Origin of the sequence: Nocardiopsis sp. MG754419 (genome assembly GCF_018207095.1) — a bacterium.
Lineage (GTDB): Bacteria > Actinomycetota > Actinomycetes > Streptosporangiales > Streptosporangiaceae > Nocardiopsis.
The window spans coordinates 1-14,943 of the sequence record NZ_QOCZ01000016.1; the positions used below are offsets into that span (position 1 = coordinate 1).

The window sequence follows — 14,943 nt, forward strand, 5'->3', positions numbered from 1 at the left end:
CCCCCGAGCCCCGAGCCCCGACAGCGACTCCGCCGGCTGCTCCCACGACCACGCCGGTGCGTTCGGCCAGGCCCGAACCACCCGCCCGAACCACTCCACCCAAGCCTCACCACTCCGGTGAACACCTCAGGAAAGGGAAATCCATGATCTACCACTGCATCCGATTCACCATCCGGCCCGACGTCCCCCGGGAGACCGCGGACGCCATCGTCCAGGGCATGACGGGACAGAACGCGGACAACGCGTCGGGGGTCTTCGGCCGCGACTTCGGCGGGGAGTACGAGTACGGCGCCGTCAACGCCGTCGAGGACCTCGCGAGCTACGAGAAGATGATGAACGACCCCGCGCACCTGGAGGTCGACCGGCTCGGTCTGCCGCTGATCTCCAAGTTCGCCTCGTTCGACATCACCGACGACCAGGACCCGGAGATGGACGCGAAGATCGCCGCGATCCACCGGCGCCGGTTCGATGCCCACCCCGACCTCGTCGAGCTGATCGACGACCTCGACGAGTACATCGGCAGCGCCGCCCCCGGCAGGCACGCCGCCTGACCGACCACGGCGACGAGGCCGTTCACCCGCACCTTGCGCCGATCTCCGTCACCGTCCCGGAGGGGTGAACGCCCTCGCACCGGTGAGCGCGAGGCCGTGGACTCTCCTGGCCCCGACCTCGACCACGTCGAGGCCGTCTCCTCCCGGCTCTTCGTGCGGACCGTGGTGGACCTCCTCGCCGGCCGAGGTCGTTCCGGTCCCGGTGGTGGACCGGCGGTCGACCACGCAGGGACCCCCGACGCGTATCCGTCGGGGGTCCCCTCCTACGTCGAGTGTGACGTACCGGTGCGGCGGCGGAACACGGCGTGGCCCACGACCGCGGCATGGCGCCGCCGTGCACGCCCATGGCCCGGCACTCCGTGGTGGACGACCGGCCCCGGGCTATGACGAGGTGGCGCGGTCCCCGCGTTCCGACGTGCCGGAGCCGGCACTGGCGAGGACGAAGACACCGCTCACGACGAAGGGCAGTAGGGCGAAGAAGTAACCGACCCATGATCCACCGAAGTAGGGGACGAGCACTCCGAGGACGCCGGCGGCGAAGAGCACCCCGAGGGTGACCCACAGGACTCTCTGTCTCCAGGGGACTCCTCTGATCGTTCTCACCTGAACCTTTCCTGGTCCCGGTCCGCGGCGGCCCGTCGGGAGGAACGGGTCACCGCCGACCGAAGTATGTGCGATCGGTCGGTCACCCTATGGCGTACCGCGCACAGGACGGGTCAAACCGGAAGCGTCGACGACACGATCGGTCGCACACCCGGCACCTCCGCCGCCACCTGCGCAAAGAGGGCCCGAAGACGTCACGGATCCACCCGGAGGAAGCCCGGCCGCCGCAGCCACCGAGGAACCGCACTCCTCGAACAGGCGAGCCGCTCCGTCTCCGACGCCGGCGGACACCACGGGAGGCCTCCGTCCGAGTGGATCCGTCGACCTGTCGACAAGCCGACGGATCCTCCGACGTCCGCGAGCACCCCCGCGCCCGATCCCGACGCCGGAGCGACCTCGATGGCCACCGTCGCGCTTCGCCCCGCACGGGAACCGGGCGGGGAGACCGGTCACCCGACGGGCGGGCGAGAGCACCCGCACGTCGCGCCCGCCGGACGCGAGGACGTGCGGCCTACCGCCCGGACTCCTCCAGGCGCAGAGCGACCCCCAGGGCGAAGAAGGTGGGTGCCCACTCGCCGACGAAGATCCCCCACCTGTCGGCGCGGTCGGTCCCCGCGTCCTCCTTCTTCTTGGACACGATCCAGCTCAGGAAGGACAGACCGATGCTGACGGTACCGGCGGTGTAGGCCATGTCCGAGGTGATGCCGAGTTCGGAAAGCTTCGCGATCATCGTGGCTCCCAGGTGTCGATCGGATGCTGTGCCTGAGCCCCCTGCCCTGGTGCGCGCGGCCCTATGATCAATGGAGGGTAAAACCGGTCGACCGACCCTGGCGCGGAGAGAAGGGCGAGGCCGCTCCGGAACGCCGCCCACCTCGCATGGGTGCTCCACGCCCAGCGGTATCCGGCCTCCTGAACCGCCGTGGCGAGGAACCACACGCGGGCCGGGGACACGGAGGGGTCGTCCGTGTCCCCGGCCCGCGTGTGTACCGCTGCGCTATTCCTCGGCGCCCGCCTGCGGGTCGACCGGCTCGGTGGTGGCCGGCGGCACCATCTCGCAGACGGTGCCCTCCTCGGGCAGGGTCCCGTCGATCAGCACCGCGTCCACGGCGTCGTCGACGCACGGACCGCTGGAACGGTAGGCGGTGTGGGCCACACCCTCGCGGGTGAGCAACACGGCGTCGTCGAGGCGCTCGGTCATGGCCTCGGCCCAGTGGTAGGGGGAGACGTTGTCCAGACGGCCGCCGACCACCAGGATCGGCGGGGCACCGGCGGCGGTGAGCTCCTCGGTGAAGCGGTCCTCGTTCTCGACGGGCCACTGAGCGCAGTTGAGGGCGCTGTAGGCGGCCCGGCCGGCCAATCGTCCCCCGCGCTCGGTGATGTCGTCCGCGGCGGCGTGGTGCTCGGACAGGTCGCCCAGTTCCGGCCAGTCGGCGCACCGGACGGCGGTGTGCGGCTCCTGGAGGGTCGCGAACGGACCACCGAACGGAGCGACCGTGACCAACGAGGCCAGGATGTACAGACCCGTACCGTCACCCTCCTGGGCGGCCGACAGACCCGCGGTGAGCATGGGCCAGAGTGCCTGACCTCCCGCGGCGGCCCGCACGGCCTCCAGGGCCACCGCCCCGTCGAGCGTGCCGCCCGGGGTGAGGCCCTCGACCGGCGGGACCTCCAGCGGCTCCGACTCCAGTTCGGTGATCAGGGCGTCGAACGCGGCCTCGGGGTCACCGTCGCCGAAGGGGCATACGTCGGTTCCTTCGGCACGGCAGCTCTCGAACCAGGCGTCGAGTGTCTCCTCGTTGGACCGGGAGACCTCGTCCAGGAGCCGCAGCGGGTCGTTCTGCCACAGGTCGGTGTCGACCGGGGCGTCGATCACCATCTGACGCACGCGCTCGGGGAACAGCGTGGCGTACACAGGCCCCACCACCGTGCCGTAGGAGGCGCCGTAGAAGGAGATCTGCTCCTCGTCGAGCGCGGCGCGCACCTGGTCCAGGTCGCGGGCCACGTTGTCGGTGGACAGGCTCGCCAGGAACTCGGTGCTCTGGTGGTCCACGCACCCCTGTGTGAAGGTGTCGGCGTCGGTGAGCAACTCGTCGAACCCCTTACCGCCGGGGATGGTCGGGTCGCGGTCCTCGGCCGCCTGCTCGGCTCGCTGCTCGTCGGTGAGGCAGCGCACGGCGCCGGACTCGCCGACACCACGGGGGTCCATCCCGACGACGTCGAACCGGGCGACGACGTCGGGCGAGTACGGGCCCGTTCCCTCGGCCGCGTCGATGGACGCGACCGTCTCGGTGGCCGGCACACCCGGGCCGCCCGGGTTGATGAACAGGCTGCCGATGCGCTCATCCGGATCGGTGGCACGGTGGCGGACCACGGCGAGCGGGATCCGCTCGCCGTCGGGGTCCGTGTACTCCAGCGGGACCTCGATGGTGGCGCAGTCGAGGCCCTCGCCGCACTCCTCCCAGTCGACCGGGTCGGGGGTGGGCGCGGCCGCGGCCGGGTCGTCCGGCGCCGCCGAACCGATCCCACCGGCGCAGCCGGTCAGGGTCAGCGTGGCGGCGGCCAGCACCGCGGTGATGCGTCGGGGTACCGGTGACACGCGGATCTGTCGGGGTGAAAGTGGCATGGCAACGACGCTAGACCGGCCGTTCGGCGCCGGCCTCCGCCGAAGGGTCCGGAACCGCCGACCAAAGGAGGAGCGCGCCCTGACCCCTTCCGCCGGGAGGTCCGGTGGGGCCCGCACCGCGGCGCCACCGGGGAGTGTGCGGCGGCCGGGGGCGGGGAACGCCCGGTCAGGTCACTCCGGAGACGCGAGCCCCGCCTCGTACACGAGCAGGGCCACCTGCACGCGGTTGTTGAGGTCCAGCTTGGTGAGGATCGCCGACACGTGGGTCTTGACCGTCGTCAGGCCGAGGTGGTGCCGCGCGGCGATCTCCGCGTTGGTGCGTCCGGCGCCGATCTCGGCCGCGACCGTCCGCTCCCGATCGGCGAGCACGTCGAGCCGGCGACGGGCGGCGGCCTGGCGGGTGTCCTGCCCCGACTCCGCGACCCGGGCGATGAGCCGCCGGGTCACCTCGGGCGAGAGCACCGGGCGTCCCCACGCCGCGTGCCGGATCGCGATGACGAGCTCGTCCGGCGGGGTGTCCTTGAGGAGGAACCCCGCCGCCCCCGCGCGCAGGGCGCGCAGCACGTGGTCGTCGGCGTCGAACGTGGTGAGCACGAGGACCTGGGGGGCGGGCGGCCGGCCGCGCAACACCTCGGTGGCGGTGAGCCCGTCGGTCCCGGGCATCCGGATGTCCATCAGCACGACGTCCGGTCGGTGCCGGCGGGCCAGCCCCACCGCCTCGGCACCGTCGCTCGCCTCGGCGACCACGCGCAGGTCGCGGGCTCCGCTCAGCATCATCTTCAGCCCGAACCGGACCACCGGGTCGTCGTCGACGACCAGTACGTCGATGATCGGCCCCTCGCCCGCGGACTCATCGGAGGGCTCATGGTCGGGCGGCGCGGTAGGAGTCATAGCGGCCACGGTAGACGTATCCGGACCCGCCAGCCGCCCGCGTCCGTCGGGCCGTGGTCGAGCCGCCCGGACACGAGCCGGACGCGCTCCGCCAGCCCGCGCAGCCCCGCCCCGGCACCATCGGAGCGCGTCGCGTGGGCCGGAGGCGTGTTGGCCACCTCGGCGACCACGTCATCGCCCGGCCGCCCCTCGATCAGCACCACGACGGAGGAGCCCGGGGCGTGTTTGCGCACGTTGGTCAGACCCTCCTGCACGAGGCGGTAGACCGTGCGGCCCTGGGGCTCCGGAAGGGATCGGTCCCCGGTCGTCACACCGACGCCGTCCCGCAGCTCGACGGGTGTGCCCGCCTCGCGGGCCTCCTCGATCAGCTCCAGGACTTCGGTGACCCCCGGCGGCAGCAGCTCGCCCTCGGGGGCCTGGAGCACCCCGATCACCTCACGAAGGTCCTGCAGGGCGCGGTGCGCGTTCTCCCGGACCACCTCGGCCGCCCGTGCCACGTCCTCGGCCGCCACGTCGCGAGAGTAGGCGAGCGCGCCCGCGTGCACGCTGAGCAGCGACAACCGGTGGCCGAGGACGTCGTGCATCTCCCGTGCCAGGACACCGCGCGCCTCCTGCTCGGACCGTTCGGCCCGCAACCGCGCCTCGACCTCGGCCGCCGCCGCCCGCTCCCGCAGAGAGGTGACCAGAGCCCGGCGGTTGCGCACGGACAACCCCAGCGCCACGGTCGCGAGGTGCCCCAGTCCGAGGATCGTGAACACCGTGACCGGAGGGGCCAACGGCTCGGGCCACACCCACTGGTGCACGCTCACCGCGGTCAGGCTGACCGCGCACACCAGGGCCGTCTCCCGGGTCGAGCGGTGGACCGCCACGGTGAGCAGCCCGACCACCGCGGCCCCGGACACCGCGTCGGAGTACAGGCTCGCGACGGCCAACACCAGGGCGATCCGCACCGGGAACCGACGGCGCCACCACAGCGCGAGACAGCCGAGCAGCCCGGTGACCCGGTCGGCGTACAGGAGCCAGGCGGGCGCGCCCGGCGGGTGGTCCCCCTGTTGCGCCACGGTGACCAGCCCCAGGGCGACCGCCAGACCGAACAGGACGAGATCGCCCAGCCGGCCCCTGGTCGCACCACGGTCCACGCACCCCTGGGTGCCCGTCGATCCGCTCATCACGCAGAGTGTAGGCCCTGCTCCGAGCGCGGTTCGTGGGGAGGTGGGCGGGGGTGCGTCGGGGTGAGTGGTGCGGGCGACCGGAGGCACCGACCATCCGGCCTCGCCCAGGGTCCGGTAGCGGTCGGTGGTGCTCACCCTGGTCTGGAAGCGTTCGGCGGCACGGAGCAGCGGCCGGCCGTCCTCGCCCACGCAGCGGTCCAGGGCCAGGTGCCCGGCGGGATCGAACGAGCGTCGGCATGGGAGGTGTGGGGCGTCGAGGGCCTTCTGGTGGATCGGTGTGGACGTTGTGATCCACACCGATACCGGAAGGCCCTCTTCGTGTGTCGGGAAGGGTGGGTGTTACCGACCACCTTGGTCAGTACAGCCGGCTCACCCCGGGCCCTGGCGGACGAGGTCGAGGACCGGGCGCAGACTGGCCGGGCGGGCGTGGACGGGGAGGTGGTCGACCAGGTGAACGGCACAGCCGATGGCCAGCGCGCCGGTGTCGGCGCGGCGGTCGTCACCGACCATCAGCACCTTCTCGGGAGCCAGGCCCAGCGCCTCGCACGCGGTCCGGAACAGCTCCGGGTCGGGCTTGCGCATGCCGTGCTCGTAGCTCAGGACGAACTCCTGCACCGTTTCCGAGATCCCGTGGGCGCCCAGTACCGGGCGCAGGTCCCAGCCGATGTTGCTGACCACCGCCACCGGGACACCGCGCCGGCGGAGTTCACCCAGCACTTCCGTGGTGTCCGCATAGCAGTGCCAGGCCTCCGGCCTCATGTGGCGGGCGTAGAGGGCGTCGTCCACGGCCACGCCCCACGGAAGGTTCGCTTCACGAGCCAAAGCGGTGTACGTGGTGCGGTGGGTCCTCGCGGAGAGGTCGCGTTCGTCCCACAACCGGTTCAGACGGGGCGGCAGGGCCGCGGGGTCGGCGCCCCCGGGCTGAGCCCCGCAGCGTTCCAACCGGGCCGCGTACTCCTCGACCTCAGCGTCGGTGGCGGCCACGCCGACTTCGCTCAGAACCGCGCGCAACCAGTCGGCGGCGGGCTCGATCCGCATGAGCGTGCCGGAGAAATCGAACATGCACCCTTCAACGGTCACCTGGACACCTCGGGTTCGGGGGGTTCGGAGCCCTCATCGACCTCCACCTTGTCACCGGGGACCTTGGGCAGGTGAAAGACGATGAGCCGGACGCGGTGGGGCACCGGCAGCGCGCCGTGGGCGTCGTTCGGTTCCAAGACGAGCAGATCACCCGCCGCCAACTGGACCACTGCGTCGCCGACCCGGTAGTCGGCGCCGTCCAGGAAGTAGAACACCTCGTAGAGGTGCTGGTGGTAGTGCCGCTGCTCAGTGAAGCCGGCGGGGTGCTCGACGTAGAGGATCCCCGTGCGGTCCACCGGCAGGTCAACGGGAAGGTCGAGCAGGGACAGCACGGTCCGTCCGTCCGGGCGTAGGTCCGGTTCCAGCTCGGACCTGCGAATGACATGCATCCTGCGGGTTCCTTTCTCCTGGGTCATTCGGCTGGGGGAGGCGGTCAGCCGACGGAGCGGTCCATGACCGCGGCCCGCCTCGGCCCGGACCACACCTCGGACCGGATGGGCCCGAGGCGGACGGCGAGCAGGTCTCGGTGGAGCTCGTTGAGCAGTTCCAGCCCGCGCGCGTAGCAAGCGAGCACCACGGTCTCGCGCTGGTCGCGGGCGATGTGGAAGGGCATCACACTGCACATGTGGGCGGCCTCCGCCAGCCGCACCTTCAACATCCAGTGCGGGTCGTCCTGGTGCCACCCCGTGGCGGTGAGCCATGCGTGCACGCGGTCGCGCACCCGGCGGTAGAACTCCACCAGAGTGGGCGAGGTGAACGCGTAGTCGATGCCGTCGCCGCCGGCCGCGACCTCCACGTGGCCGCCGTGGATCAGGTCGTACAGGGAGTTCACCGAGTGCCAGACCTTGCCCAGGTCATAGGCCGGGTCGTAACCGGCGTTTCCCCTGGGGTCGATGAGGAGGAACCGGTGGTTCCGCCGGTCGATGAGGACGTTGTCGAAGTGCGGATCGCCGTGCGTACGGACCAGCCGTTCCGGCGTGAGCATGCGCAGGGCCTGCCCGTCCTGGGCGATTTCGGCGACAAGGGCGCCGGCTCCCCGCAGCCGGACACCGTTGACCAGGAGGCTGTCCGCGTTCCATAACGCGCGCAGACCCGGTAACGCGACGGCCGTCTCGGCCAGCCTGGTCTCGATGCGGCTCAGGTGGGTGCGGAGCACGTAGTCGACGGGCACCGCCCTGTATCCGGCCGGGTAGACGTCGCGGCGCAGGGCGGCGAGGATGCGGCGTGCCCACAGGGCCGCCTCCTCGGAGTCGATCTCTCCGCTGAGGATGAGCCCCCGCAGGGTGGGCAGGTGGTGGAAGGCCAGGTCCATGGAGGCGTTGTGAGGCTCGACCCGGGACGAGACGATTCCAGCGAAGTGTCGGCCGGCGGTGGGGTCAAGCCCGCTCAGCCAACTGATCTCCTCGTTGAGTTTGCCGAGGCCGGCGCCGGTGGCCTCCTTGCGAACCGTTCTGTTCCCGTAGCCGCTGGGCAGGCGGACGTAGGTCTGGGCGTGGGAGCCGCCGCCCAGCCACTCCTCGATCACCGCCTCCTCACCGTGGACGTCGTGGCCGAGCACCGCGCACGGGACCCGGGTGCGTCGGGCCAGTGCGTCGATCGCGGCGTGCCAAGGGGACAGGCCCGCCGCATCGCGGGGGCCGCCGCAACGGGACTCGAGCGCGTCCGCGAGGAACCGGCGGTCTGCCTCGCCGGAGACCAACAGGGCGCCGATGTAGTGCATCGGGGCCTGGCTGTTCCCTGCGGGCATCTGCCCCTCCGTCCGGAGCACACCCTCCAGCCAGAGGTGCCGGCCCTCGCGGCGGGTAGCGGCCGTAATGGGGACCGGGCGGCCGGGGCGGCCGGTCACCAGGGCCGTGGTGGCGGCCAGGTCCGCGAAGGCTTCGACGGTCCCGCGCCGAATGTCGCAGGCGCAGTCCAGCACCAGCAGATTTCCTGTTCCACGCCGCAGGCCGGCGGCGAGCAGCCAGTCCCGCTGCTGTTCGCGCGCCGGGATCGTCCATTCCACGACACCGGGCCACCGGGACGCCGCTTCCTCGCCGGTTTCGCCGACGTCGGAGGCCAGGACACTGACACGGCTGAGAGTGCCGTCCAAGACCGCGCCGCGGACGCGGTCGACTACCCCGCCCGGCGCTTTCGAGTGCCACTGGCACGTAGTGCTGCACACGATGGCTTCCACGAGGGATCTCCTTCTACGAGTGTGTACGCCGGACGGCCGACGGGCCTGTGCCCTCAGGCACGGGACCGGGGCCGAGAGTCCGTCAAGCGCAGGTAGTCGGCGGCTCTGTCACGGACCCCGGGCGGCGGCCGCAGGCCGAGGGACTCCAACCGTTCGGTGAGCAGCCAGGGCCGCTCGGGTCTGAGGGCCCCGCCGGGTTCGGGCCGGGTAGGGAGCAGCAGGTCCGGGGACAGCCCTGCGGCCTCCGCGACGAGCCGTCCCCACCCGTACTTGGTGGCTCCCTCCTGCGCCGCTACGTGCAGGACCCCGGTGAGGTCGAGGGAGACGGCCCGCGCCACCAGCGCTGCCACGTCGTGACTCCAGGTGGGTTGGCGCACGTAGTGGTCGTCGAGGCCGACGTGGCGGCCCCGGCCGATCGCTTCCAGCATGGCTTCGAGCCAGGTGGGCTCACGGTGGGGGACCGGATCGCCGTACAGCACGGGCAGGCGGACCGTGAGCGCACCGGGGGCCAGGGCGGCACGGTGCTCTCCGAGGAGTTTGGTCTCGCCGTAGGACTGGAGCGGAGCCGGGGCGTCGTCCTCGCGGTATCCGCCGTCGGCAGAGCCATCGAAGACGTACTCCGTGGAGATGTAGACGAGCTTGGTGCCGTACCGTTCGCACGCTCTGGCCACGTTCTCGGTGCTCGTGGTGTTCAACAGGTAGGCGGTGCGCGGGGATCGCTCGCACACCTGGACGTCCGGTGCGGCGACGCAGTGCACACACACCTGGGGGGTGTACTCGGCGAAGTACCGGTCGACCTGTTCCTCGGACGTGGCGTCGACGCTGCGTAGTCCCGGGGCCTCGCGGCGGTACGACCAACCCGTGACGGTGTTGTGCGCGCCTTCGGCCCCCGGGGCTTTCCGATCTCCTGGAATTTCCGCGCGGAGTGCGGCCACCATCCGACTTCCCAACATTCCACTGGCACCGGTTACGAGCATATGACGGGACATATTTTCCCTGCTTCGAAAGGGCATGGGTGTACTGATTCGGACACCGTGTCCAGCGTGATCGGTGAACGAGTTAAACATAGATGAAGAGACAGAATTGATGGCCGCAAGTACTGGTTCATGAAGGGTTGGTGAAATAGTGATTTTCATGAACCTGACCGGGACCGGCCTGGAGCTGGAGGTCGCGAACACCCCCGCAGTTGTACCATCGGCCGCATCAGTCCAGATCAGAGCATGGACGTCTGCGGTGACGGACGTGGGGCGCGACGTGGCGTGAGGGGGCAGCAAGTCGGGAGGGCCCTGGAGCGCGGATTACTTCAGCGTAATACTCAGGGATGAATGGCAATCAGTTGAATAATTTTTCGAGAAGCGAACGAGATCCGACAGGCCATCATGTGAGCGCTCACATCGACTTGCGATTTGAGGCTAACCGTCCAATTGTGGAACTGTCAACCACGCCCCATGATCGAGAAGTGTCGTAAAGTTGCAGATCATAGACATCGCTCCTGCTCACAAGAAGGCGTAAGGCCCGGGAAACGTTGTCCGCATCCGGTGGGGCTTCCCACACTGCGCTCGGGGATCAGGCCGGTGCCACCCGGCGGGCCGTGCGCCGAAGCCCGGCCCGCCGGGTGGCCGAGGGCCTGCGTCGCCATGCCCCGTTGGGCGTGCCGCCCGCCGTGGAGAGCTCGCGAGAGGGGGGCGACGTTCACAGTCGCCCCACCCAGCGGGTGGGTGGGGCTGTTCGTGTGGATCAGGTCCCGGACCGGGACGTCCGCCGCTCAGAGATCGCGATCGCCACTCTGACCTCACAGGGACGGCCGGTCGGCTTCTCGGTCCTGGCCGCTCTCCAAGACCCGCACAAGGAGGTCATGGACCTGCGCAACCTGTTCCCGGCCAAGATCGCCCCGCGCCTGGACGAGGCGTCCCAGGTGGACATGGTCCTCGGAGAAGGAGTCAGGGTACGCGGGGCGGAGGCGCACCTGATCGATCCCACCCTTCCCGGGGTGGCCTACGTCCGTTGGTAGACCTCACCGTCCCCGGTGCGGGTGCGGGCCGCGTTCGTCTCCGATGACGACATCACCGCCATGGCAGGTGGCTACGACGCCGGCTGCTCGTCGGAGGACGAGGTCGCCTGCTGCTCACGCGAGCGAACCCGATGGAGCACGTACAGGGCGAACCAGCCCACCACATTCGACGCCCACACGAGCGTGAGCACCCACATCTGGAACGGCACCATGACGTCGGGATCCAGCCAGATCATCACGGCACCCGCCACGGTGATAAGAACGCTCACGGCCAGATACCACGGCCTCGGCGGCCTATCGAAAGTCATGCCGTGGGCTCTCCTTGCCTGTGGTCGAGAGAGTGGCGCTGATGCCGACTCCTACCGGTAAGTCCACCTGTGCCGAACGCCTTGCGCAACCCTGAACCTGGGAGGTGGACGAAGCCATGGACGCCGTATGCCTGCGGGTGCTCGCCGCCTGAGAGCGGCCCCGGGCATCTGCACTGGATACGCAACGCGGCCCGCACGTGGGCTCTCCGGCCCCTGCCACAAAAGAAGCCGCCCGAGCTGCTTGCGCAGTTCGGGCGGCTTCTCCACTGTCTCAAGGTGGCGCACTCGGGAGGACTCGAACCCCCAACCTTCTGATCCGTAGTCAGATGCTCTATCCATTGAGCTACGAGTGCAGGTCTTCAGTTGTGTGTCGCCCGAGTGAGCTTTGCGCTCTCCCTTGCGACGTCTCCGACTCTATCACGCTGTCAGAGTGGGTTCGCGCCACTTTCGGGTGTGAGCCGGACCATGCGGGCGCCGCCGGATCTCCCGGCGGCGCCCGAGCGGGTCAGGCGATGTCCCCGAGGGAGGCCGACCACAGCTCCAGAGCCGTGTCGACCTGGTCGGAGTTGACGATCAGCGGTGGGATGAACCGCACGACGTTGCCGGCCGGACCGCAGGTCAGCAGGAGCAGACCGTTCTGCGCGGCGGCCTGCTGGGCCCGCTGGGCGGTCTCAGCGTCGGGCGAACCGTCCGCCTTCACGAACTCGTTGGCCTGCATCAGGCCACGCCCGCGGACGTCGCCGATGGCCGCGTGCGCCTCGGCGATCTTGGCCAGGCCCTGGTGGAGTCGCTCGCCCTGGCGCGCGGAGTTCTCGACCAGGTTCTCCTCCTGGATGACCTCCAGGGTGGCGAGCGCACCGGCGCAGGCGACGGCGTTGCCGCCGTACGTGCCGCCCTGCGACCCCGGCCAGGCCTTGTCCATGATCGCTGCGGGAGCGGCGATGGCGGAGATCGGGAACCCGCTGGCCAGCCCCTTGGCGGTGATGACGATGTCCGGACGGATACCGGAGGGCTCGTGGCCCCAGAACGTTCCGGTACGGCCGAACCCGGTCTGCACCTCGTCGACGACCAGCAGGAACCCGTGCTGGTCGGCGCGCTCGCGCAGACCCTGGAGGAAGGCGTCCGGAACGGGGACGTAACCGCCCTCACCGAGGACCGGTTCGATGAACACGGCGGCGGTGTCCTTGGGCGAGGTGACCGTCGCGAACTGGTAGTCCAGCTCGCGCAGGGCGTAGGCGACGGCCTCGTCCTCGGACATGCCCAGGCGGTAGGCGTACGGGAAGGGAGTGACCACGACGCCGGGGACCAGCGGGCCGATGCCGGCGCGGATCTTGGTCCCGGAAGTGGTCAGGGAGGCGGCGCCCATGGTGCGCCCGTGGAAGGAACCCTGGAAGACGATGGCGTTCTGACGCCCGGTGGCCTGGCGGGCCAGGCGCAGGGCCGCTTCCACGGCCTCGCTGCCGGAATTGACGTAGAACAGCCGGTCGAGCCCGGTGGGCAGGACCTCGCCGAGGCGTTCGGTGAGTCGCAGCAGGGGACGGTGCATCACGGTGGTGTACTGGCCGTGGATCAGGGTGGCGACCTGCTCCTGGGCGGCGGCGACCACCTTGGGGTGGCAGTGCCCGGTGCTGGTCACACCGATCCCGGCGGTGAAGTCCAGAAAGCGGCGGCCGTCCTCGTCGAAGAGGTGGACGCCCTCGCCACGTGCGGCGATGACCGGGGTCGCCTGCTTGAGGACCGGGGAGAGTTCCGCCATGCGATGGCCTCAATTCCTTGTATCGGGTTCCGTAGGATTGTTGACAATCGACGCTGCTATGGAAACATCCGGGACGCGGCGGTGTCCAGCGGACGCACGCCGGGCAGTTTTTCTCTGACCACAGTCGACTGAGGAGCCAGGCATGTCGGATCGGGAAGCACGGGTCGTCGCACAGGTGAACAAGACGCTCTTCCTCGGTGGGAAGTGGCGGGAAGCCTCCTCGGGGTCCACGTTCCCCGTCGAGGACCCCTCAACGCGCAAGGTCCTGTGCGATGTCGCGGACGCGAGCAAGGAGGACGCCCTCGAAGCCCTGGACATCGCCGCCGAGGTCCAGCCGGAGTGGGCGAGGACCGCACCGCGCGAACGCGGTGAGATCCTGCACCGCGCCTACCGCCTGTTGATGGAACGCCAGGAGGACCTGGCGGTCCTGATGACCCTGGAGATGGGCAAGCCCCTCGCGGAGGCGCGCGGTGAGATCGCCTACGCCGGCGAGTTCTTCCGCTGGTTCTCCGAGGAGGCGGTGCGGATCGAGGGCGGTTTCTCGACCTCACCGGACGGTAAGGCGCGCTTCCTCATCATGCGCCAGGCGGTCGGCCCCTGCATGCTCATCACCCCCTGGAACTTCCCCATGGCGATGGGCACCCGCAAGATCGGGCCGGCCATCGCCGCGGGGTGCACGATGGTCCTCAAGCCCGCCCAGCAGACCCCTCTGTCCGCGCTGGCGCTGGCGGACATCCTCACCGAGGCCGGGCTGCCCGAGGGCGTGCTGAGCGTTCTGCCCACCACGGACCCGGGTGGGGTCACCGAACCGCTGCTCAAGGACGGCCGGATCCGCAAGGTGTCCTTCACGGGGTCGACGGCGGTGGGCCGCATGCTGCTGGAGCAGAGCGCGAGCCAGGTGTTGCGCACGTCCATGGAGCTGGGCGGCAACGCGCCGTTCATCGTGTTCGACGACGCCGACCTGGACGCGGCCGTGGACGGGGCGATGCTCGCCAAGATGCGCAACATCGGGGAGGCCTGCACGGCGGCCAACCGGATCTACGCGCAGTCCGGGATCGCCGAGGAGTTCTCCCGGCGGCTCAGCGAGCGCATGGGCGCGCTCCGTCTGGGCCGCGGGTTGGACGACAACGTCGACGTGGGTCCGCTCATCGACGACAAGGCCCGACAGAAGGTGCAGGGACTGGTCGACGACGCCGTGGAGCGTGGCGCCGAGGTCCTGGTGGGCGGTGGACGCGGTGAGGGCCCCGGGCACTTCTACCGGCCGACGGTGTTGGCGAACGTGCCGTTCGCGGCGGAGCTGTCCAACACCGAGATCTTCGGTCCGGTGGCCCCGGTGATGCCCTTCGACACCGAGGAGGAGGTGCTCCACGCCGCCAACGACACCGAGTTCGGCCTGGTCAGCTACCTGTACACGCGTGACCTGAACCGGGCGTTCCGGGTCAGCGAGGCGTTGGAGACGGGCATGGTCGGGCTCAACCAGGGCGTGGTGTCCAACCCGGCGGCACCGTTCGGCGGCGTGAAGCACTCCGGGCTGGGCCGTGAGGGCGGCCGGGTCGGCATCGACGAATTCCTCGACGTCAAATACGTGGGAATCGGCGGCCTCTCCTGATCACCGGGAAATAGCCGGAACGCCGTTCCGAAAGGCGTCGATATTCACCCTCCGGTGTTTTCGGCGCACATCATCGGACGCGATTTCGGACAGGGAGAGCCACGCCCCGTCGCACGGGGCGTGGCTCCGCCCTCCCGGGCCCTCGAAGAGGAGACACGGCGCG

Annotated in this window: 13 protein-coding genes, 1 tRNA gene and 1 pseudogene; 3 read left to right on the forward strand and 12 right to left on the reverse strand. The window is 70.2% G+C overall.

Annotated features, from left to right (window positions below; genetic code table 11):
* Positions 1 to 143 precede the first annotated feature (143 nt).
* The gene (locus tag DSY14_RS04895; protein WP_211715242.1) at positions 144 to 551 is read left to right on the forward strand and encodes a Dabb family protein; all 408 of its coding nucleotides are present in this window, start codon (positions 144 to 146) and stop codon (positions 549 to 551) included.
* A 381-nt stretch (positions 552 to 932) separates the two neighbouring features.
* Here DSY14_RS04895 and DSY14_RS04900 read toward each other — a convergent pair whose 3' ends face one another.
* From DSY14_RS04900 to DSY14_RS04940, 9 genes are all read right to left on the reverse strand, one after another.
* Positions 933 to 1,154 (reverse strand): hypothetical protein, encoded by a 222-nt coding sequence (locus tag DSY14_RS04900; protein WP_211715243.1) that lies wholly within the window; start codon positions 1,152 to 1,154, stop codon positions 933 to 935.
* Positions 1,155 to 1,665: 511 nt separating this feature from the next.
* The gene (locus DSY14_RS04905) at positions 1,666 to 1,884 is read right to left on the reverse strand and encodes a hypothetical protein (RefSeq protein WP_211715244.1); all 219 of its coding nucleotides are present in this window, start codon (positions 1,882 to 1,884) and stop codon (positions 1,666 to 1,668) included.
* Positions 1,885 to 2,148: 264 nt separating this feature from the next.
* Positions 2,149 to 3,777, reverse strand: a complete 1,629-nt coding sequence (locus tag DSY14_RS04910) for an alpha/beta hydrolase (protein ID WP_211715245.1) — start codon at positions 3,775 to 3,777, stop codon at positions 2,149 to 2,151.
* Between the two features lie 171 nt (positions 3,778 to 3,948).
* On the reverse strand, positions 3,949 to 4,668 hold the full coding sequence (locus tag DSY14_RS04915) for a response regulator transcription factor (RefSeq protein WP_211715246.1): 720 nt from the start codon (positions 4,666 to 4,668) through the stop codon (positions 3,949 to 3,951).
* Complete coding sequence (locus DSY14_RS04920; RefSeq protein ID WP_211715247.1) at positions 4,665 to 5,837, reverse strand: histidine kinase; 1,173 nt, start codon at positions 5,835 to 5,837, stop codon at positions 4,665 to 4,667. Before DSY14_RS04920 ends, DSY14_RS04915 begins: the two co-directional genes overlap by 4 nt.
* A 372-nt stretch (positions 5,838 to 6,209) precedes the next feature.
* Positions 6,210 to 6,902: an HAD family hydrolase gene (locus DSY14_RS04925; protein ID WP_211715248.1), complete on the reverse strand. Its 693-nt coding sequence runs from the start codon at positions 6,900 to 6,902 to the stop codon at positions 6,210 to 6,212.
* A gap of 14 nt (positions 6,903 to 6,916) precedes the next feature.
* Positions 6,917 to 7,309 (reverse strand): cupin domain-containing protein, encoded by a 393-nt coding sequence (locus DSY14_RS04930; RefSeq protein WP_211715249.1) that lies wholly within the window; start codon positions 7,307 to 7,309, stop codon positions 6,917 to 6,919.
* Between the two features lie 44 nt (positions 7,310 to 7,353).
* Positions 7,354 to 9,012 (reverse strand): phosphotransferase, encoded by a 1,659-nt coding sequence (locus tag DSY14_RS04935; RefSeq protein ID WP_249187340.1) that lies wholly within the window; start codon positions 9,010 to 9,012, stop codon positions 7,354 to 7,356.
* Between the two features lie 137 nt (positions 9,013 to 9,149).
* Positions 9,150 to 10,232 (reverse strand): SDR family oxidoreductase, encoded by a 1,083-nt coding sequence (locus DSY14_RS04940; RefSeq protein WP_307851130.1) that lies wholly within the window; start codon positions 10,230 to 10,232, stop codon positions 9,150 to 9,152.
* Between the two features lie 608 nt (positions 10,233 to 10,840).
* Here DSY14_RS04940 and DSY14_RS04945 point away from each other — a divergent pair.
* Positions 10,841 to 11,191, forward strand: a pseudogene (locus tag DSY14_RS04945) (cell division protein FtsK); the annotation flags it as partial.
* Here DSY14_RS04945 and DSY14_RS04950 read toward each other — a convergent pair.
* From DSY14_RS04950 to DSY14_RS04960, 3 genes are all read right to left on the reverse strand, one after another.
* A complete protein-coding gene (locus DSY14_RS04950; protein ID WP_307851131.1) occupies positions 11,179 to 11,376 on the reverse strand; it encodes a hypothetical protein in 198 nt (65 codons plus the stop codon). The pseudogene DSY14_RS04945 and the gene DSY14_RS04950 sit on opposite strands and share 13 nt — an antisense overlap.
* A 316-nt stretch (positions 11,377 to 11,692) precedes the next feature.
* A tRNA-Arg gene (locus tag DSY14_RS04955) sits at positions 11,693 to 11,768 on the reverse strand.
* A gap of 152 nt (positions 11,769 to 11,920) precedes the next feature.
* Positions 11,921 to 13,171, reverse strand: a complete 1,251-nt coding sequence (locus DSY14_RS04960) for an aspartate aminotransferase family protein (RefSeq protein WP_211715252.1) — start codon at positions 13,169 to 13,171, stop codon at positions 11,921 to 11,923.
* Between the two features lie 142 nt (positions 13,172 to 13,313).
* Here DSY14_RS04960 and DSY14_RS04965 point away from each other — a divergent pair, with 142 nt between their 5' ends.
* The gene (locus DSY14_RS04965; RefSeq protein WP_211715253.1) at positions 13,314 to 14,780 is read left to right on the forward strand and encodes an NAD-dependent succinate-semialdehyde dehydrogenase; all 1,467 of its coding nucleotides are present in this window, start codon (positions 13,314 to 13,316) and stop codon (positions 14,778 to 14,780) included.
* Positions 14,781 to 14,943: the final 163 nt, after the last annotated feature.